The 19,678-nt window shown below is 68.9% G+C and carries 17 protein-coding genes; 14 read left to right on the forward strand and 3 right to left on the reverse strand.

What is annotated here, in order from left to right; translation table 11 throughout:
- Window positions 1-104 precede the first annotated feature (104 nt).
- Window positions 105-851, reverse strand: a complete 747-nt coding sequence (locus tag ABZV40_RS22155) for an IclR family transcriptional regulator (RefSeq protein WP_355444455.1) — start codon at window positions 849-851, stop codon at window positions 105-107.
- A gap of 76 nt (window positions 852-927) precedes the next feature.
- Here ABZV40_RS22155 and aceB point away from each other — a divergent pair, with 76 nt between their 5' ends.
- From aceB to ABZV40_RS22175, 4 genes are all read left to right on the forward strand, one after another.
- Window positions 928-2,412, forward strand: coding sequence for a malate synthase A (gene aceB, locus ABZV40_RS22160; RefSeq protein ID WP_355444457.1), 1,485 nt, complete (start codon window positions 928-930; stop codon window positions 2,410-2,412).
- Window positions 2,412-3,581: an aldolase gene (locus ABZV40_RS22165; protein ID WP_355444460.1), complete on the forward strand. Its 1,170-nt coding sequence runs from the start codon at window positions 2,412-2,414 to the stop codon at window positions 3,579-3,581. Before aceB ends, ABZV40_RS22165 begins: the two co-directional genes overlap by 1 nt.
- Window positions 3,582-3,656: 75 nt before the next feature.
- On the forward strand, window positions 3,657-4,124 hold the full coding sequence (locus ABZV40_RS22170) for an Imm1 family immunity protein (RefSeq protein ID WP_355444463.1): 468 nt from the start codon (window positions 3,657-3,659) through the stop codon (window positions 4,122-4,124).
- 30 nt (window positions 4,125-4,154) lie between these two features.
- The gene (locus ABZV40_RS22175) at window positions 4,155-5,453 is read left to right on the forward strand and encodes a 2-polyprenyl-6-methoxyphenol hydroxylase-like oxidoreductase (protein ID WP_355444466.1); all 1,299 of its coding nucleotides are present in this window, start codon (window positions 4,155-4,157) and stop codon (window positions 5,451-5,453) included.
- Here the strand turns inward: ABZV40_RS22175 and pucL are convergent.
- Both pucL and uraD read right to left on the reverse strand, forming a co-directional pair.
- Window positions 5,380-6,258, reverse strand: coding sequence for a factor-independent urate hydroxylase (gene pucL / locus ABZV40_RS22180; protein WP_355444469.1), 879 nt, complete (start codon window positions 6,256-6,258; stop codon window positions 5,380-5,382). The two genes, ABZV40_RS22175 and pucL, sit on opposite strands and share 74 nt — an antisense overlap.
- Before the next feature lie 5 nt (window positions 6,259-6,263).
- Window positions 6,264-6,785: a 2-oxo-4-hydroxy-4-carboxy-5-ureidoimidazoline decarboxylase gene (uraD, locus tag ABZV40_RS22185; RefSeq protein ID WP_355444472.1), complete on the reverse strand. Its 522-nt coding sequence runs from the start codon at window positions 6,783-6,785 to the stop codon at window positions 6,264-6,266.
- A gap of 95 nt (window positions 6,786-6,880) precedes the next feature.
- Here uraD and ABZV40_RS22190 point away from each other — a divergent pair, with 95 nt between their 5' ends.
- The 10 genes from ABZV40_RS22190 to ABZV40_RS22235 all read left to right on the forward strand — a co-directional run bounded on the left by ABZV40_RS22190 (window position 6,881) and on the right by ABZV40_RS22235 (window position 19,495).
- Window positions 6,881-7,627: a TIM barrel protein gene (locus ABZV40_RS22190; protein ID WP_355444475.1), complete on the forward strand. Its 747-nt coding sequence runs from the start codon at window positions 6,881-6,883 to the stop codon at window positions 7,625-7,627.
- Window positions 7,624-8,481 (forward strand): NAD(P)-binding domain-containing protein, encoded by an 858-nt coding sequence (locus tag ABZV40_RS22195; RefSeq protein WP_355444478.1) that lies wholly within the window; start codon window positions 7,624-7,626, stop codon window positions 8,479-8,481. Before ABZV40_RS22190 ends, ABZV40_RS22195 begins: the two co-directional genes overlap by 4 nt.
- Window positions 8,482-8,484: 3 nt before the next feature.
- Window positions 8,485-10,185, forward strand: a complete 1,701-nt coding sequence (gene gcl / locus ABZV40_RS22200) for a glyoxylate carboligase (protein ID WP_355444481.1) — start codon at window positions 8,485-8,487, stop codon at window positions 10,183-10,185.
- Between the two features lie 77 nt (window positions 10,186-10,262).
- Window positions 10,263-11,258, forward strand: a complete 996-nt coding sequence (locus ABZV40_RS22205; RefSeq protein WP_355444484.1) for a glycerate kinase — start codon at window positions 10,263-10,265, stop codon at window positions 11,256-11,258.
- Window positions 11,259-11,263: 5 nt separating this feature from the next.
- Window positions 11,264-12,553 carry an allantoinase AllB gene (gene allB, locus ABZV40_RS22210; RefSeq protein WP_355444487.1) on the forward strand — a complete coding sequence of 430 codons (1,290 nt, stop codon included), beginning with the start codon at window positions 11,264-11,266 and terminating at the stop codon, window positions 12,551-12,553.
- Entirely contained in the window at window positions 12,550-13,542 is a 993-nt protein-coding gene (gene alc, locus ABZV40_RS22215) for an allantoicase (RefSeq protein ID WP_355444490.1), read from the forward strand. The genes allB and alc overlap by 4 nt, the downstream gene beginning before the upstream one ends.
- A gap of 164 nt (window positions 13,543-13,706) precedes the next feature.
- Window positions 13,707-15,221, forward strand: a complete 1,515-nt coding sequence (locus ABZV40_RS22220; RefSeq protein ID WP_355444493.1) for an alpha/beta fold hydrolase — start codon at window positions 13,707-13,709, stop codon at window positions 15,219-15,221.
- A gap of 258 nt (window positions 15,222-15,479) precedes the next feature.
- Entirely contained in the window at window positions 15,480-16,817 is a 1,338-nt protein-coding gene (locus ABZV40_RS22225) for an ammonium transporter (protein WP_355444496.1), read from the forward strand.
- Window positions 16,814-17,152: a P-II family nitrogen regulator gene (locus ABZV40_RS22230; RefSeq protein WP_355444499.1), complete on the forward strand. Its 339-nt coding sequence runs from the start codon at window positions 16,814-16,816 to the stop codon at window positions 17,150-17,152. Before ABZV40_RS22225 ends, ABZV40_RS22230 begins: the two co-directional genes overlap by 4 nt.
- Window positions 17,153-17,170: 18 nt before the next feature.
- Window positions 17,171-19,495, forward strand: coding sequence for a [protein-PII] uridylyltransferase (locus tag ABZV40_RS22235; protein WP_355444502.1), 2,325 nt, complete (start codon window positions 17,171-17,173; stop codon window positions 19,493-19,495).
- The last annotated feature ends 183 nt before the right edge of the window (window positions 19,496-19,678 follow it).

Consider the following 19,678-nt stretch of genomic DNA (forward strand, 5'->3'; position numbering starts at 1 on the left):
GCCCCCGGGGGTCGCGGGCGGGGGGGGCCCCCGGGGTTTAACCCCGGGCGCTTCCCCCCCCCCCCGCCGCCCCCTGCCCCCTTAAACACCCCACGAAGGTGGGTTCAGGCCGTGGCTGCTTGGTCTGCCAGTCGCTTCGCGACTGCCACGACCTCCGGCAGGATGCGCGACACGGCTTCCTTGGTGAGGCGTCCCTCTGGGCCGGAGACGGACACGGCGGCCAGCGTCGGGCCGCCGACCACGGGTACGGCGATGCAGCGCACGCCCAGTTCCTGTTCGGACTCGTCCAGCGCGTAGCCGCGGGCGGCGATCTCGTCGAGCGAGTCGAGGAGCTCTGACGCGTCCGTGATCGTGTTCGCGGTGTAGGCCGGCAGGCCGGTGCGGTCGAGGAGCTGGCGCACCTCGTCGCGCGGGAGCTGCGAGAGCATCGCCTTGCCGACGCCGGTGCCGTGGGGGAGCAGGCGGCGGCCGACCTCGGTGAACATGCGCATGGAGTGCTTCGAGGGCACCTGCGCCACGTAGACGACCTCGTCGCCGTCCATCACGGCGAGGTTTGCCGTTTCCTCCACCGAGTCAACCAGCTGCGAGAGGAACGGGCGCGCCCAGGTGCCGTACTGACGCGAGGCGGTCTCGCCCAGGCGGATCAGGCGGGAGCCGAGGGTGTAGCGGCGGTTGCTGTTCTGGCGCACGTAGCCCAGCGTGACCAGGGTGCGGATCAGGCGGTGGATCGTGGGCAGCGGGAGGCCCGAGACCGTGGCAAGTTCGGACAGGGAGGCCTCGCCTCCTGCGTCTGCCAGGCGTTCCAGCAGCTCGAAGGCCCGTTGCAGGGACTGCACGCCACCTGTGGACACGTGCGGCTCCTCTCATTGCAGTTCCGCAATGCAAAAACTATAGTCCACACAGCAAAACCGAGAGAGGTGGATCCAGGTGCAGGTCCTCACCGAAGAGGCTCTTGAGTTCGTTGCGAAGCTGCACGAGGCGCACGCCGCGCGCCGGGACGAGCTGCTCGCCCTGCGCAAGGAGCGGCGCCCTCTCGGGTTCCTGCCTGAGACCCAGCACGTCCGGGACGGGGAGTGGCGGGTGGCGGAAGCGCCGGAACCGCTGCGGGACCGCCGGGTCGAGATCACCGGGCCCACCGAGCGCAAGATGACGATCAACGCGCTCAACTCGGGAGCCAAGGTGTGGCTCGCGGACCTGGAGGACGCGAACACGCCGCACTGGGACAACGTCGTGCAGGGCCAGGTCAACCTCTACGAGGCGGCACGCGAGACGATCGAGTACACCTCGCCGGAGGGCAAGGAGTACAAGCTCAAGGGCGGGCCGTACCCGACGATCGTGGTTCGGCCGCGTGGATGGCACCTCGACGAGCGGAACCTCACCTTCAACGGGCGGACCGCCGTTGGTGCGCTGGTGGACTTCGGGTTGCACTTCTTCCACAACGCCGAGTTGGGCAGGCCCTACTACTACCTGCCGAAGATGGAGTCGCACCTTGAGGCGCGGCTGTGGAACGACGTCTTCACCACGGCACAGAAGCTCAAGGGTGTCCCGTACGGGACCATTCGCGCGACGGTGCTCATCGAGACGATTCCCGCCGCGTTCCAGATGGAGGAGATCCTCTACGAGCTGCGCGACCACGCGTCCGGGCTCAACGCCGGGCGGTGGGACTACCTCTTCAGCGTCATCAAGTACTTCCGGGACGCCGGCGCGGACTACGTGCTGCCGGACCGCAACAGCGTGACGATGACGGCGCCGTTCATGCGCGCGTACACCGAGCTTCTGGTGAAGACGTGTCACAAGCGCGGGGCGTTTGCCATGGGTGGCATGGCCGCGTTCATCCCGAACAGGCGTGATCCCGAGGTCACCGAGAACGCGCTGCGCAAGGTGCGTGAGGACAAGACGCGCGAGGCGAACGACGGCTTCGACGGGTCGTGGGTCGCGCACCCGGACCTCGTGCCGATCTGCCGCGAGATCTTCGACGGCGTGCTCGGGGACCGGCCCAACCAGATCGACAAGCAGCGGCCGGAAGTCAGCGTCACGGCCGAGCAGTTGCTGGACTTCAAGTCGGCGGGCGGTGCGGCCACGCGGGCGGGGCTGGAGTCCGCCGTCGACGTCGGCGTGCGGTACATCGCGTCGTGGCTGGGCGGCAACGGTGCGGCGGCGATCCACAACCTCATGGAGGACGCGGCCACCGCGGAGATCTCGCGCAGCCAGATCTGGCAGTGGATCAACAACAAGGTCGTGCTCGACGACGGCACGCAGGTCACCGCGGACGCAGTGCGCGAGGTGCTGGCACGGGTCGGCGCCGAACTGGAGGGGCCGCACGTCGCGGCCGCCGTCGAGCTGTTCGAGCAGGTCGCGCTGTCCGAGGACTTCGTCGACTTCCTGACGCTGCCGGCGTACGAGCGCATCTGATGTACCGGACCTCGCTGTCACCCGAGGACGTCGCGCGGGTGACCGCCCGGTTGTCCACTGTGGAACGCAGCTGGCCGGTGGGCCGTCAGCCCGTGCACACGTGCTACGTGCCCGCCGGTCGCGTCATCGCGACGACCATCGGCGACTGGGGGCGGGAGGCGCTGGCGTCCATCGAGCCGGAGCTGCTGCCCGAGCTGCCGGAGGGTGTGCTCGGCCGCGTCGAGGCCAAGCTGCGCCGGGAACCGGTCGAGGACCTCAGGATCGACTTCGAGGACGGCTACGGCGCGCCCGAGGACGACGTCGAGGACATGGACGCGGAAAGCACGGCGCACCTCGTGGCGAGGTGGCTGGAGGAGGGCGTCGCGCCGCCGTCGTTCGGGCTGCGGATCAAGTCGTTCGACACCAAGGCGTTGCGCGAGCGCGGGCTGCGCACGTTGGACATCTTCCTGACAGCACTGGGAGAGGTTCCGCCAGGTTTGGTGATCACCTTTCCGAAGGTGACATCAGTCGACCAGGTCGAGGTGTTCGGCGAGGTGCTGGACCTCTTCGGCGAGGAGCTGAAGTTCGAGATCCAGGTCGAGACCACCCAGTCCATTGTGGAAAACGAGGGACGGCTGGCGATCCCGCGGTTCATCGAGGCGGGCAGGGGCCGGGTGACAGGTCTGCACTTCGGCACCTACGACTACACGGCGGGCTGCGGGCTCTCCGCGGCGCAGCAGCACCTGGCGCACGGCGCGTGCGACTTCGCGCGGCACGTCATGCAGGTTTGCGCTGCTGGGACCGGGGTGCGGCTGTCCGACGGCTCCACCAACGTGCTTCCCGTGGGAGATCAGAAGAAGCTCGGCTGGGACACGCACTACCGGTTGGTGCGGCGATCACTGGAGCACGGTTTCTACCAGGGTTGGGATCTGCACCCGGTACAACTGGTGACACGATATGCCGCCGTTTACGCCTTCTACCGCGAAGGTGCGGCCGCGGCCGCGTCACGGTTGAAGTCCTATGTGCAGAACGTCTCGGGTGGTGTTCTGGACGAACCCGCGACCGCCCAGGCGTTGTCGTCCTTCTTCCTCCGAGCGGTGGACTGCGGTGCGCTCGATCCGGTGGAAGTGCAGGTCGCGACTGGTCTCGACGAGTCAGCGCTGAGGAGCCTCGCAACCCGATCAGGCTGACCGGGTAATCACCCGTTCGTGTGGTTCTGTCAATGGGTGTCGAATGTTCCCGGCAATGGGTGCAGGGTGGCTCGCATGAGCATGCGTGCTGGTCTCTGGACCGGGCTACCCGACCTCGACGCGGCGGAGCACAAGTACCAGGTCGTCGCGTGCGAGGCGGATGTGGACACGTTGATCGGCCTGCTGGGCAGGCCCGAGTGCAACGACGGATCGCTCGACCACTTCGGCAGGCCGCTGACCGCCGAGGGGGATCCGGACCACAACGTCGTGCTCGCCGTGCGAGGCGAGTGGGGCTACATGTACTACGTCGACAACACCTTCATGGGCTGGCCGAAGGGGTCGGCGGAAGCGCCGTACGTCAACGAGAAGTACACCGACTTCCCGCCCGGCGTCGGCGTTCCGCTCGACCTGTACCGGCAGCTGCTGATCGAGTTCATGACGACCGGCGAACGTCCGACCGGCGTGGACTGGTACTGCGAGGCGGACCTGTTCCACTCGTGGCGCGACCAGCAGATGTCCCTGCGGACCGGCGAGAACCGCTGACCCTCGGCTGACGGCTGGTTCAATGGCCTCATGAAGGCCGTGGTGATCGGTGGGGGAATCGCCGGCTTGCTCGCCGCTCGGGTGCTGACCGAGTCGTGCGACGACGTGGTGGTCCTGGAACGGGACGAGCTGTCCGACGAGCCCGAGTACCGCGCGGGCGTGCCGCAGGGCAGGCACGTGCACGGGTTGCTCGTGCGCGGCGGCGAGATCATGGAGGGGCTGTTCCCCGGTTTGTACGACGAGCTCGTGCAGGCGGGAGCGCACCTGATGGACGCGGGCGAGATGCGCATCCTCAACCCGCTGGGGTGGGTGGCCTCGACGCGGACCGGTCTGCCGCTGCTGGTGGCGAGCAGGCCGTTGCTGGAGACGCACCTCCGCCGCCGGGTGACCGCGAAGATCGTGGACGGCGTGCACGTCACCGGACTGTCGTTCCGGGGCTCCACTGTGGACGGTGTGCGGACCCGGGACGGCCGGATCGACGCCGATCTCGTGGTGGACGCGTCCGGTCGTTCGTCGAAGCTGCCCGCCTGGCTGGCGGATGCCGGGATCACGGTGCCGGAGCCGGTCGTGGTCGACTCGCGGACCGGGTACGCGACACGGCTCTACACGGCGCCGCCGGAGGTTCCGGTCGTGGTCGCCGAGTCGCTGGCCGCGCCGCACCACCCGCGCGGGGGCATCGTGATGCGCGTCGAAGGCGACCAGTTGATGGTCACGGCCCAGGGTGCTGGTGGTGATCACCCGCCGCGGGACCCCGAGGGGTTTCAGCGGTTCCTGGACTCGTTGCGCGGGCCGATCGCCGAGATGCTCGCGGACGCCGAACCCGTCACGCCGGTGTACCTGTTCGCGCGGACGGCCAGCCGTCGCAACGCGTTCGAGCAGACGCCGGGGTGGCCGGGCGGGCTGGTCGCGGTCGGCGATGCGGTGTGCGTGTTCAACCCCGTGTACGGGCAGGGCATGACGGTCGCCGCGATGGCCGCGCTGTTGTTCCGGCGGCACAAGGACTTCAGCGCCAAGGGGTGCCGCACCTTCCAGCGGAAGGTCGCGAAGACGGCCAAGGGTGCGTGGGCGCTGTCCAGCAGTGCCGACCAGGGCTGGGCGGGCGGGCAGCACGCGCCCGGCCCGGTCGAGCGTGTTTTCGGCTGGTACCTGAAGAAGTGGCAGACGGCCCTGGTGCACGACCAGGACGTCTTCCGGCGGTTCCTGCGCGTCGTGCACCTGGTGGACTCGCCTGCCGCGCTGCTGAACCCGGTCGTGTTCAGAAGGCTGGCAAAGTACTCCAGGCCAAGCCCGCGTCGGGAGCGTCGTCGCGCAGGATCGAACCCTCGATGAGGCCGTACGGGCGGTCCGCCGCGTAGAAGACCTCGTTGTCGTTCTCCAGCCCGAACGGGCTCAGGTCCACCAGGAAGTGGTGCTTGTTCGGCATGGAGAGCCGTACCTCGGCGACCTCCGGCCGGGACTGCAGCACGGCCTCGCCCATCGCGTACAACGTCTGCTGCAACGACAGGGAGTGCTTGTCCGCGAACGTCTTCAGCATGATCGACCGGATCTCGGCGAACGACTTCGCCCAGTCCACGTCCGTGCCGGCGTAGCGCCAGCGGGCCGTCACCGACGTCGCGAGAATGCGGTCGTCGGTCTCCTTCAACGTCGTGTACGGGTCCTTCGGGTAGCCGTGGAACTCGGACCCGGTCGACTTCAGCACGACGAGGTCGCGCACACCCGAGACGACCCACGCCTGCGAGCCCTCGATCGTCACGGCCGTGGTGCGCTTCTCGTCCGAGCCGCGCACGAACGAGTGGTCGTGGCCGTCGATGCGCTCCCAGCCGTGCTCGTCGATCAGGATGCGCGCACCCGTGATGGCCTCCTGCGACGACACGAAGTGCCGGCCCAGGCGCAGCGCGAAGTCCTCGATCTCCCCGACCGGCGCTTGTTTGGCGAACGCGTAGACGGTGTTCTTCTGCGTGTCGGTGGCGAGGACCTTCGCGTTGTCGCCGGTGAGGTGCGTGTCGGCGAGGTCTCCGCGCAGCGACGTGCTGACCGTGAGGTCCTTGATCGTGTGCACGGAACCGTTGCGCGACACCGTGACGAGGCGGTTCTCCGCCTTCCCGTACTGGTTCGGGCCCAGGACGATGGCCATGTTGTTCAGCTCCCGATCAGCTTCTGCAGCCGCAAGGCGGCGATCTTCGCGAGTTCGTCGTTGACGACGCGGAGCTCGACGTCCGGCGGGTTGTCCATGCGACTGGACAGGTTGTCGAGCATCTCCGCACCGCTCAGGCCGGTCGCGCACACCAGGTAGATGTGCCCGAACCGATCCTCGTACGCGGCGTTCGCCGCCGCCAGGCGATCAGCCTGGCTGCTGTCCACACCGGACTGTTCGGACCGCGACCACCTGGCCGACACCCCGCCTGTCTTCTGTCGTTCGCCGATGCGCGGGTGCCCGGCGATGGCGCCGAGCACCTCCTCGTCGGAAAGTCCTTGTGCGGCAACCGAAGAAGCCGCGAGGAGTGCATCCATCGACGCGTACGGCCTGCCCGCCGCGATCGCGTCGACCCAGCGGGGTACCGCGAGGCACTCGGTGAGCAGAGGCCGGAGTTCGTCCTCCGGGGCGCTGTTGAAGCTGTCCACGGCTCTCCAAGTTTCTGTATCGCGGAAACTAACTTCCACATTCTTGACCGCCGCCTCTTGGGCTGTCTAGTGTCTCCATAGAGTGAAATTCAACTTCCGCAGTGTGAAATTTTAGGGTGGAAGGCAGCCAGACGATGTTCGACGCAAACCTGTCCATGCTCTTCACCGAGCTGCCGTTGCTGGAACGCCCGGCAGCCGCGCGGGCCGCCGGGTTCGACGCGGTCGAGATCTGGTGGCCGTTCGCCGACGCCGTACCGGAGACGCGGGAGGTCGAGGCGTTCGAACGGGCGATCGTGGACGCGCAGGTGCGCCTGGTCGGCCTCAACCTCTACGCGGGCGACATGCCGGCGGGTGACCGCGGCCTGGCGAGCTGGCCGGGCCGGGAGGCGGAGTTCCGGGCGAACGTCGAGGTCACCGCCGCCATCGCGGCACGGCTCGGCTGCCGCACGCTCAACGCGTTGCACGGCAACTTCGAGACCACCGCGCAGACCGTCGCCAACTACCGCTTCGCCGCCGACGTCGCGGCGGAGATCGGCGCGCAGGTCGTGGTCGAACCGCTGAGCGGCGCGCCGCAGTACCCGATCAGGACCGCCCACCAGGCGTTCGAGCTGATCGACGAGATCGACCGCGGCAACGTGAAGCTGCTCGCGGACCTCTACCACCTCGCCACGAACGGCGACGACCTCGACACCCTCGCCGACCACGTCGACCGCATCGGTCACGTGCAGATCGCCGACGCTCCCGGACGCGGTGAGCCCGGCACCGGCGATCTCGACCTCTTCGGGCACCTCGCGAAGCTCCGCGCCAACGGCTACTCCGGCTTCGTGGGCGCCGAGTACAAGCCCGTCACCCACTCCTTCGCTTGGAGGGACCACGCATGACCAGGATCGGTTTCATCGGACTCGGCATCATGGGCTCGCCGATGGCGGCCCACCTCGTAGCCGCCGGGCACGACGTGACGGGCTTCGACCTCAGCTCGGCCTCGCTGGAGAAGCTGGTCGCCGACGGTGGCACGGCAGCGGCGTCCGCCCAGGACGCCGTCACCGGCGCCGAGGTCGTCATCACGATGCTGCCGAACCACCCGCAGGTGGAAGAGGTCGTCAACAGCGTCAAGTTCGACGACGGCACGTTGCTGATCGACATGAGCACGATCCGGCCGTCCACGTCGATCGAGATCGCGCGCAGGCTCACCCACGTCCGCGTGCTCGACGCGCCGGTGTCCGGCGGCCAGACCGGTGCTCAGCAGGCGTCGCTCAGCATCATGGTCGGTGGCGAGGAGGCCGACTTCGCGGCCGCGCGCCCGTTGCTGGAGGTCGTCGGCAAGACGATCGTCCACGTCGGACCGCACGGCGCCGGCCAGGTCGTGAAGGCCGCGAACCAGCTGATGGTCGGCGGCATCTACGCGCTGGTCGCCGAGTCGATAGTGCTGCTGGAGGCGTCCGGCGTCGACCCGAAGGCGGGCCTGGACGTGCTCGCCGGCGGTCTCGCGGCGAACCGGATCCTGGACCTCAAGCGCGAGACGATGATCGCGCGCGAGTTCCAGCCCGGCTTCCGGATCGACCTGCACCACAAGGACATGGGCATCGCACTCGACGCGGCACGGGCCGCCGACGTCGCGCTGCCGGTCACCAACCAGATCGCCGCACTGGTCGCGGCGGCACGCGCGCAGGGCTACGGGTCGCTCGACCACTCCGCGCTGCTCAAGGTCATCGAGAACTTCGCGGGAAGGGGCTGACCCATGCCGAAGATCCCCGTCATGCAGGCGGTCGTCGAGGTGCTGAAGTCCGAGGGCGTCGACACCGTGTTCGGCTGCCCCGGCGCCGCGATCCTGCCGCTGTACAAGGCGATGGAGCAGGACGGCACCATCGAGCACCTCATCGTGCGGCACGAGGAGGGCGCCACGCACATGGCCGACGGCTGGTCGCGCACGACCGGCAACGTCGGGGTCGCGATCGGCACGTCGGGCCCGGCCGGCACGAACATGATCACCGGCCTGTACACCGCACAGGCCGACTCGGTGCCGATCCTGTGCATCACCGGTCAGGCCGCGGTGTCGAAGCTGCACCAGGAGGCGTTCCAGGCCGTCGACATCGTCTCGATCGCCGCGCCCGTCACGAAGTGGGCGGTGCAGGTCAGGGAAGCCGCGCAGATGCCGTGGATCTTCCGCGAGGCGTTCCGGATCGCCCGGTCCGGCCGTCCGGGCCCGGTGCTGATCGACCTGCCGATCGACGTGCAGAAGCAGGAGATCGAGTGGGATTCGAGCATCGACGAACCGTTGCCGGTGCTGAAGAGCGCGCCCTCCGAGGCACGTGTCGAACGGGCGCTGGAGATGCTGCTGGCCGCAGAACGCCCACTGCTGCTCGCCGGTGGTGGCGTCATCCTGGGCGAGGCGTCCGCCGAGCTGCTGGAGCTGGCCGAGTTCCTGCAGATCCCGATCCAGGCCACGTTGATGGGCAAGGGCGCGATCGACGAGGACCACCCGTTGTACGCGGGCATGACCGGCATCCAGACGTCGCAGCGGTACGGCAACGCGTCGTTCCTGGAGTCGGACCTCGTGCTGGCGCTGGGCGCGCGGTTCGGCGACCGGCACACCGGCGACCTCGCGACCTACCGCGGCTCGCGCAAGTTCATCCACGTCGACGTCGAACCGACCCAGATCGGCAAGGTGTTCGGGCCGGACCTCGGGATCGTCGCGGACACCGGGCTCTTCCTGAAGGCCCTGCTGGACAAGGCGAAGCAGCACGGGCCTCGCGAGAAGGGCGCCTGGGTCGACCGGTGCCAGGAGCTCAAGCGCACGCTGCTGCGGCGCGAGGACTTCGACACCGTGCCGGTCAAGGCACCGCGGGTGTTCAAGGAGATCAACGAGTTCTACGGCCCGGACACCTACTTCGTCACGGCCATCGGGCTGTACCAGATCTGGTCCGGGCAGCACCAGAAGGCGCACAAGCCGCGCCACTACCAGGTGTGCGGCCAGGCCGGTCCGCTCGGCTGGGAGATCCCGGCGGCCATCGGGGTCAAAAAAGCGCGACCTGACGCCGAGGTGGTCGGCATCGTCGGTGACTACTCGTTCCAGTTCCTGGTGGAGGAGCTCGCGGTCGGCGCCCAGTACGACGTGCCGTTCGTGCTGATCATGCTGAACAACGAGTACCTCGGGCTGATCCGGATGGCCGAGGACCACGGTGGCTACGACATGAAGTACGAGGTCGACATCCACTACGACACCACGGGCTCGGACAACGTCAAGATCATGGAGGCCTACGGGTGCTCGGGCATCCGCGTGGCCGATCCGTCGGAGATCCGCACCTCCCTCGAATGGGCCCGCAAGGAAGCCGACCGCACTTCTCGGCCAGTCCTCGTCGAGATCATGATCGAACGCGAGGGCAACACCGCGAACGGCACCTCCATCGCCGCCATGCGCGAATACGAGCCCGTCCCGTGACGTTCCGTGACGGAACGCGGGGGCCCTACGTTTCCTCCAGGGAAACGCGGGGCCCCCGCGTTCCAGAAAAGCAGGCGGTGGTCGTTGCGCCGGACAAGTTCAAGGGGTCGTTGACGGCGCCGCGGGTTGCGGAGGCCGTGGGCCGTGGGCTGCGGGAGGTGGTTCCGGACGTGGCCGTGCGACTTGTGCCGGTGGCCGACGGCGGTGACGGCACGGTCGACGCCGCCGTCGCCGCCGGGTTCGTGAAGGTGGGGCGCTGGGTCACCGGTCCGGTCGGCAGGCCGGTGCCCGCGTCGTTCGCCGTCTGCGGCACGACCGCCGTGGTCGAGGTGGCGTCGGCGGCCGGGCTGACGTTGCTCGACGCGCCCGCGCCGCTCGAAGCGACGAGCTACGGCGTCGGCGAGCTGCTGAAGGCGGCGCTGGACGCCGGCTGCACCACGATCGTGCTCGGGCTGGGCGGCAGCGCGTGCACGGACGGCGGCGCCGGGATGCTCGAAGCACTGGGCCGGACGTCGTTCGACGGCGTCGACCTGGTGCTGGCCTCGGACGTGGACAACCCGTTGCTCGGGCCCACGGGCGCGGCCGCGGTCTACGGGCCGCAGAAGGGCGCCTCACCGGAAGAGGTCGAGATCCTCGAAGCGCGGCTCGCGGCCTTCGCCTCGCGGGTGGGCCTGGAGCACGCGGAACGGCCTGGTGCCGGTGCGGCGGGCGGGATCGGGTTCGCCGCGCTCGCGGTCCTGGGCGCGCGGTTCCGTCCCGGCATCGAGGTGGTGCTGGAGCTGGCCGGGTTCGCCGAGGCGGTGGCGGACGCGTCGCTGGTGATCACCGGTGAAGGGTCGCTGGACGCGCAGACCCGGCACGGCAAGGCGCCGCTGGGTGTGGTCCGGGCCTCCGGGGACGTGCCGGTGGTCGCGGTGGCCGGCCGGTGCTCGGTCGCGCCCGGTGATCTCGGGCTCAAGGCCGTCTACGCGCTGCTGGACGTCGAACCGGACGTCACCAGGTGCATGGCGCGGGCTGAGTCGCTCCTCACCGAACTCGGCGGTCGCATCGCCCGCGACTGGATGTCAGAGTGAGCGGCATGGACCTGGTCTTCCGCGCCCGCAGAGTGATCACCCCGCAGGGCGAGATCGCGGGCGACGTCGGTGTCGTCGACGGCCGGATCGTCGCCGTCGAGCCGTTCATCGACTCGCCGAACGTCGTGCACCTCGCGGACGACGAGGTGCTGCTGCCCGGCCTGGTCGACACGCACGTGCACGTCAACGACCCCGGCCGCAGCGAGTGGGAGGGCTTCGAGACGGCGACCCGCGCGGCCGCCGCCGGTGGCGTCACGACGATCATCGACATGCCGTTGAACAGCATCCCGCCGACGGTCGAGCCGGCCGCGCTGGAGATCAAGCGCAAGGCCGCCGCGAACGTCTCGGTGGACGTCGGGTTCTGGGGCGGCATCGTCCCCGGCAACCTGGAAGACCTGAAGCCGCTGCACGAGGCCGGGGTCTTCGGCTTCAAGTGCTTCCTGCTGCACTCGGGTGTCGACGAGTTCCCCGCGGTTTCCAAGGCCGAGCTCGAAGCGGCGCTGCGAGAGTTGGCGACGCTCGACGCGTTGACGATCGTGCACGCCGAGGACGCGCACACCGTCCGCGAGTCGGAACCGGACTACGCGGGGTTCCTCGCCTCCCGTCCGCGCGAGGCCGAGAACCGGGCGATCAGCGACGTCGTCGAGCTGACCCGCAGGACCGGCGCCCGCACGCACATCCTGCACCTGTCTTCGTCGGACGCGCTGTCGATCCTGGAGGCGGCGAAGCGGGAGAGCCTGCCGATCAGCGCGGAGACCTGCCCGCACTACCTCACGTTCACCGCCGAGGAGATCCACGACGGGCAGACGGAGTTCAAGTGCTGCCCGCCGATCCGCGAGGCGGAGAACCGCGAGGCGCTGTGGCAGGGTCTGCGTGAGGGCGTCATCGACCTCGTCGTCAGCGACCACTCGCCGAGCACGGTCGAGCTGAAGGCAGGCGACTTCGCCACGGCGTGGGGCGGTATCGCGTCGTTGCAGCTCGGTCTGCCCGCGGTGTGGACGGGGGCGCGGGAACGCGGCTTCCAGCTCACCGACGTCGTCCGCTGGATGGCCGCGCACCCGGCACGTCAGGTCGGGCTGGAGACCAAGGGCGCCATCGAGGCCGGCAAGGACGCGGACCTCGTGGTGTTCGCGCCGGACGAGACGTTCGTGGTGGACAGGAACGCACTCCACCACCGCAACCCGGTCACGCCGTACCACGGACGGACGCTGCACGGCGTCGTGCGGCAGACGTGGTTGCGCGGCAAGGAAATCGGTCAGACGCACGGCAAGTTGCTCAGACGAGGAGAAGCATGACGGAGTGGACCCGGCTGCCCGATCTCGCCTCACGCGCGGTCGGTGGCGGTGTGGTGTGGGCGAACGACGAGCTGTTCGCCGAGCGGGAGAACCTGATCAAGCCCGCCGAGCCGGTCTACCAGACCTACACCTTCGGCCACAAAGGACAGATCTACGACGGCTGGGAGACTCGGCGGCGCAGGGAACCCGGTGTCGACCAGGCGGTCGTCCGGCTCGGGATGCCCGGTGTGGTGCGCGGGGTCGTCGTCGACACGGCGTTCTTCAAGGGCAACTACCCGCCGTTCTGCTGGGTCGAGGGCGCCCACGTCGACGGCTACCCGTCCGCCGACGAGATCACCGAGTGGTTCCCGCTGGTCGAACGTTCGGCGCTGAAGGGCGACGAGAAGCACTTCTTCGACGTGAGCGAGGGCCGGCGCGTCACGCACGTCAGGCTCACCATCGACCCGGACGGCGGCGTCGCCCGGTTGCGCGTGCACGGCGAACCGGTGGCCGACCCGAGGCTGCTCGTCGGAGGCATCGACCTGGCGGCGCTGGAGAACGGTGCGGTCGTGACCGGCTGCAGCAACATGTTCTACAGCGCGCCCAACAACCTCATCGCCCCTGGTCAGGCCACGGTCATGGGGGAGGGCTGGGAGACCGCGCGCCGGCGTGACGACGGCAACGACTGGGTGTCCGTCCGGCTCGCCGCCGCCGGGGTGGTGCAGCTGGTCGAGCTCGACACGAGCCACTTCAAGGGCAACGCGCCGGGCTGGGCGTCGGTGCGCGGCTGCGACGAGCGCACGGATCCGGACGCGTGGTTCGACGTGCTGCCGCGCACCAGGCTGCAGCCCGACACGCGGCACCGGTTCGTCGTGGACGCCGTCGAGGCGACGCAGGTCCGGTTGGACATCTACCCGGACGGCGGGATGGCGAGGCTCCGGGTGATCGGGACGCCCACCGGTGATGGCGTGGCGCACCTGCGGTCGGTCTGGGCGGACACCACCGGCTGAATGCCCACCGGGTGACCCTTCGATCGTTGTGGGCCAAAAGCAGCAACTAAACGTGGTTGTACGACTACAGTCTGATTCTTCTCCCTACCTCGGGTGGTTGTCTTCGTCACACGATCGGTGGAAGCGTTTCCTCCCGCAAGATCGGGGATCTAGGGAGGAAATCCATGCAACCGATGGTGCGTGCCTTCGGGGCCGCGCTCGCGAGTTCTGCATTGATCTTGGGTGTGTGTCAGGTCGCGACCGCGGCTCCGGAGGAGCAGGCGGAGTTCAAGGTCGGCGCGATCGACTGGAAGCCGTGCGCCGAGATGCCGACGGTCGACTGCGGCTTCTTGACGCTGCCGATCGACTACGCCAAGCCGAACGGTGAGAAGTTCCAGCTGGCCGTCTCGCGCCGCAAGGCGAACGACCAGGCGAACCGGATCGGCGCGATGGTCATCAACCCCGGTGGCCCTGGTGGTTCGGGTGTCGACTTCTCGTTCGGCGCGGACCGCTACTTCAGCAAGGAGATCGTCGACAAGTTCGACGTCATCGGCTTCGACCCGCGCGGCGTCGCGCGCAGCCAGCCGATCAAGTGCTCGGCGGACCTGCTGCAGAAGCAGCCTTCGTCGTACCCGAAGACGGTCGCCGAGTACGACCAGCTCGTCGCGTTCAACAAGGAGCTGCGCGAGGACTGCCGCAAGCAGACCGGTCCGATCTTCGACCACGCCTCGACCTACGACGTCGCGAACGACATCGACTCGATCCGCCGGGCGCTGGGCGAGAAGAAGATCAACTACTACGGCGTCTCGTACGGCACGATCATGGGCCAGCACTACGCGGCGCAGTACGGCCAGAACATCCGCGCCATGATCATCGACTCGAACATGGACCACAGCCTCGGCACCTGGAAGTTCCTCGAGACCGAGGCGCGCGGTGCGCAGGACATGTTCAACGAGTGGGTCAAGTGGAACGACCGCACGCCGGGCTCGCCGCTGTACGGCAAGGACGTGCGCAAGGTCTGGAAGGACCTGCTCGCCAAGGCGGCCCGCGGTGAGCTGACCTACCCGGACGGCTCCAAGATGACGCCGGAGAACCTCGGCTCGATGGTGGTCGGCATGGGCTACGGGCCCGCGTTCAAGTCGTTCGCCCAGCGGGTCAAGGACCTGAGCGAGGGTGCCCCGGTGCCCGCCCGTGCGTTCGCGCCGGGTGAGACGTTCGAGAACCCGTTCCCCGGCATCTTCTGCAGCGACTACAACCTGCGCGTCAGCTCGTGGGGCGAGTACCAGGCGTTGAACGCCATGGAGAACCACGTCGCGCCGGACACCCTCGGCTCGTCGATCGGGCACGGCGCCATGATGGGCTGCATCGGGTTCCCGAAGGCCACGAACCCGCAGCGGCCGCTGAACATCAAGCACGCGCCGAAGATCCTCATGACCAACTCCGCGCACGACACGGCGACGGTCTACGAGTGGGCGGTCAACGCGCACCGGCAGTCCCGTGACACCACCGTCTTCGTGACCTACGAAGGCTGGGGCCACGGCGTGTACGACCGCAGCGAGTGCACGCTGAAGATCAACAACGAGTACCTGGTGTCGCTGAAGCTGCCGCGCAGCGGCACCACGTGCGCCGCGGTCGAGCCGTCGGTGCAGGACGCCGGGGTGCTCTCGGCGAAGCCGAACGTGCCTGCCGGACCGTTCTGAGTCCACTTGGCCGACGACTACACCCCCGGCGCACCTGCCGGGGGTGTAGTCCGTTCATGAACCCGGAAGGGTGAGGTTTCGTGCTACTCGGTGTCACCACGCGGACGCGGTGAGGTGGCCGAAAGGCGCCCGTGAACCGCGCGAAACCTGGACGTAACAAGCTCAGGTCGACAGTTCACCTCCGCGAAACGTTCCACGTAAGCGGGGGAAACAGGACCTCTCGATGCTCCCTGCAACCGACGTGCAGTGGAGGTCGACGTGAACACAGGTGACACGGCCTGGGTGCTGATCAGCGCGGCGCTGGTCATGCTCATGACGCCGGGCCTGGCCTTCTTCTACGGGGGCATGGTCCGTTCCAAGAGCGTCCTGAACATGCTCATGATGAGCTTCATTTCCCTGGCCGTGGTCAGCGTCCTCTGGGTGCTGTACGGCTACAGCCTGGCGTTCGGCAACGACATCGGTGCCGGCCTGCTGGGCGGATTCGGCAACATCGGGCTCAAGGGCGTGATCGGGCAGCTCACCGGCGCCGACGGCCACCAGACCCCGGTGCTGGCGTTCGTGATGTTCCAGCTGATGTTCGCGATCATCACGCCCGCCCTGATCTCCGGCGCGATCGCCGACCGCGCGAAGTTCTGGGGCTGGACGCTGTTCATCGGCCTGTGGGTCACGATCGTCTACTTCCCGGTGGCGCACTGGGTGTTCGCGTTCTCCAGCGCGGACGGCTCCACGGTCGGTGGCTGGATCGCCAACAACCTCAAGGCGCTCGACTTCGCCGGTGGTACCGCGGTCCACATCAACGCCGGTGCCGCGGGTCTCGCCGTCGCGCTCGTGCTCGGCAAGCGCAAGGGCTGGCCGAAGGAGCCGATGCGGCCGCACAACCTGCCGTTCGTGCTGCTCGGTGCCGCTCTGCTGTGGTTCGGCTGGTACGGCTTCAACGCCGGTTCGGCGCTGGCCGCCAACGAGACCGCCGCCGTCGCGTTCACCACGACCACCGTCGCCACCGCCGCCGCCGTCCTCGGCTGGCTGCTCGTCGAGCAGTTCCGCGACGGCAAGCCCACCACCCTGGGTGCCGCGTCCGGTGCCGTCGCCGGTCTCGTCGCCATCACCCCGGCCTGTGCGTTCGTCAGCCCGCTCGGTGCCATCGCGATCGGCGTCATCGCCGGTGCGCTGTGCAGCCTCGCCGTCGGCCTCAAGTTCCGCTTCGGCTTCGACGACTCGCTGGACGTCGTCGGTGTCCACCTCGTCGGTGGTCTCGTCGGCACGCTCCTGATCGGCTTCTTCGGCACCACCAGCGTCAACTCGGCCGGTGCGGACGGTCTGTTCTACGGCGGCGGGTTCAGCCAGCTCGGCAAGCAGGCGGTCGCGGCCTTCGCGGTGCTCGGGTTCTCGTTCGTCCTCACGTTCATCATCGCGTTCGTGGTGAACAAGACGGTCGGCTTCCGCGCCTCCGAAGAGGCCGAGGTCGCCGGCATCGACGAGGCGGAGCACGCCGAGTCGGCCTACGAGTTCGGCGCGTTCTCCAGCGCTCGCGGTGCGAACAAGGGCAGTGTGACCGCGGGTGCGACCGCGGTTCTCGAGGGGAGCAACAAGTCATGAAGCTGGTCACCGCGATCATCAAGCCGTTCACGCTCGACGACGTGAAGGGCGCCCTGGAACAGCTCGGGGTGCTGGGCATGACCGTCAGCGAGGTGCAGGGCTACGGCCGCCAGAAGGGCCACACCGAGGTCTACCGCGGTGCCGAGTACTCCGTGGACTTCGTGCCCAAGATCAAGGTCGAGGTCGTCGTGGACGACACCGCCGTCGAGAAGGTGCTGGAAGCGGTCGTCGAGGCCGCCCGCACCGGCAAGATCGGCGACGGCAAGGTCTGGGTCACTCCGGTCGACGCCGTGGTGCGGGTCCGCACCGGCGAACGTGGATCGGATGCGCTGTAAAAACTGAGGAGACGGTCCGTGGAGAACAACGAAACGGCCGTCGTCACGGCTGACGACCTGGTGCGAGCGCGCGAACGGCTGCTCGCGCCAGGTCGTCGTCGCTTGACCGCCGAACCTCTGCGCGAAGCACTCGTGGACCTGCACGAGTTCTGGTTGACCAAACACGCGGGGGGAGCGGGGATATCCGGATCGGGTATCGCGCTCGTGGCGGTCGGCGGGCTGGGGCGGCGTGAGCTCGTGCCCTACTCCGACCTCGATCTGGTGCTGGTGCACAACGGCCTCAAGAACATCGACGAGATCGCCGAGAAGCTCTGGTACCCGCTGTGGAACTCCGGCATCGGACTCGACCACTCGGTCCGCACGGTCGGTGAGGCGCTCCGGGTGGCCGCAGGTGACCTGCGGACGGCGTTGGGACTGCTGGACATCCGGCACATCGCGGGCGACCAGGAGGTCACCCAGAAGCTCGCGGAAGGCGCGAAGCAGGCGTGGCGCGGCAACGTGCGCAACCGCCTGGACGAGATCTCCGAGTCGTCGCAGAAGCGCTGGGCGCGCAGCGGCGAGATCGCGCACCGCGTCGAACCCGACCTGAAGCACGGCCGCGGCGGCCTGCGCGACCTCACGATCCTGGACGCGCTGTCGCTGGCGCAGCTCGTGGACAGACCTTCCGCCGACGTCGACGAGGCCCGCAAGCTGCTGCTGGACGTGCGCACCGAACTTCGCCGTGCCGCGCGCAAGCCGCGTGACGTGCTGCGGGCACAGGACGGTGACGAGGTCGCCTCCGCGCTGGGGCTGACCGACCGGTTCGCCTTGGCCCGTGCGCTCTCCTCTGCCGCACGGACGGTCGTCTACGCGTTCGACGTGGCGATGCGCGCGGCACGTGCTGCGGCACCGAAACGCGGGCTCGGCGCGTTCCTGCGGGGACAGCCGCCGCGCCGGCCGTTGGACGAAGGCGTTGTGCTGCACGGGTCCGAGGTTTCTCTGGCCCGTGACGCGATGCCCAGCCGTGATCCCGCGTTGTTGTTGCGGGTGGCCACGGCGGCGGCGCGCAGCAAGCACCCGATCGCGTCCGGCACGCTGACCCGGCTCGCGGACTCGGCGCCGGAGCTGCGCCAGCCGTGGCCGCGCGAGGCCCGCGAGGAGCTGCTCGCGTTGCTGGGCAGCGGAACCGGGCTCGTGGACGTCGTGGAAGCGTTGGACCGCACGGGGTTGTGGGGCCGGCTGTTCCCCGAGTGGGGAGCCGTGCGCGACCTCCCGCCGCGCGACGCCGCGCACATGTGGACGGTCGACCGGCATCTCGTGCAGACGGTCGCGCACGCGGCCCGGCTCGCGACCACGGTGTCGCGGCCCGACCTGTTGCTGCTGGGCGCGTTGGTCCACGACATCGGCAAGGGCCGGCAGCAGGACCACTCCGAGGTCGGCGCCGCGCTCGCGACCCAGATCGGCGAGCGGATCGGGTTGTGGCCGCAGGACGTCGAGACGTTGCACATGATGGTGCGCCATCACCTCCTGTTGCCGCACACCGCGACCCGGCGTGACGTCGAGGACCCCGCGACCGTGCACCGGGTGGTGGAGACGCTCGGTGGCGACGCGGTCCTGCTGGAGCTGCTGTACGCGCTGGCCGAGGCGGACTCCCTCGCGACCGGACCCGGTGTGTGGACGGACTGGAAGGCCTCGCTGCTGGCCGACCTGGTCGCCCGCTGCCGGACCGCGATGGCCGGGGAGGCGTTGCCCAAACCGGAACCGCTCGACCCGGCACACGTGGCGATGGCGGAACGCGTCGCGGCGTCCGGGAAACCGGAGGTGCTGCTGGAGAAGCAGGACCACGCGGCGATCGTGACGGTGCTCGCGCCGGACCTGCCGGGCCTGTTGTCCAGGGCCGCGGGTGTGCTCGCGTTGAACTCGCTGGAGGTCCACGCGGCGACGTTGCGCTCGCACGGTGGCGCGACGGTGGACGCGTTCACCGTGTCACCGCGCTTCGGTTCGCTGCCCGACGCGGCGTTGTTGCGCGAACAGCTGGCCAGGGCGATCGAGGGCTCGCTGCCGTTGGCCGAGAAGCTCGCCGCGAAGGAACGCGACTACGGCGGCCCGCCGCAGGACCCGCCGCCCGCGAAGGTGCTGTGGTTCGACGACGAGGCGACCGGTGCCGTGGTGCTGGAGCTGCGCGCGGCCGACCGCATCGGGCTGCTGCACCGGGTGGCCGGCGCGTTGGAGCAGTGCGGTGTCGACGTGCGCTGGGCGCGCGTGTCCACGTTGGGCGCCACGGTCGTCGACTCGTTCAGCATCACCGCGACCGAACTGGACCGGCGGCGGATCGAACGGGCCGTGCTGGAGGCGGCCAGGTAGCGGTTGAGTAGCACTACGCACAACCTCTCCGGGTGCTCACGCTCCTCCCGCGATTCGGAACCCTGCAGTCTTGTGGGTGTCCGGAAAGCGTCCTCGAGGGGTGGACCACTTCCCGGACGGGTGGACCCGGCCGGAGCAGGCCGGTGGTGAGAAGTTCGCGGCGTCGGGGGAGGCACCGTGCAA

The sequence above is a fragment of the Lentzea sp. NPDC004782 genome (assembly GCF_040609115.1).
Lineage (GTDB): Bacteria > Actinomycetota > Actinomycetes > Mycobacteriales > Pseudonocardiaceae > Lentzea.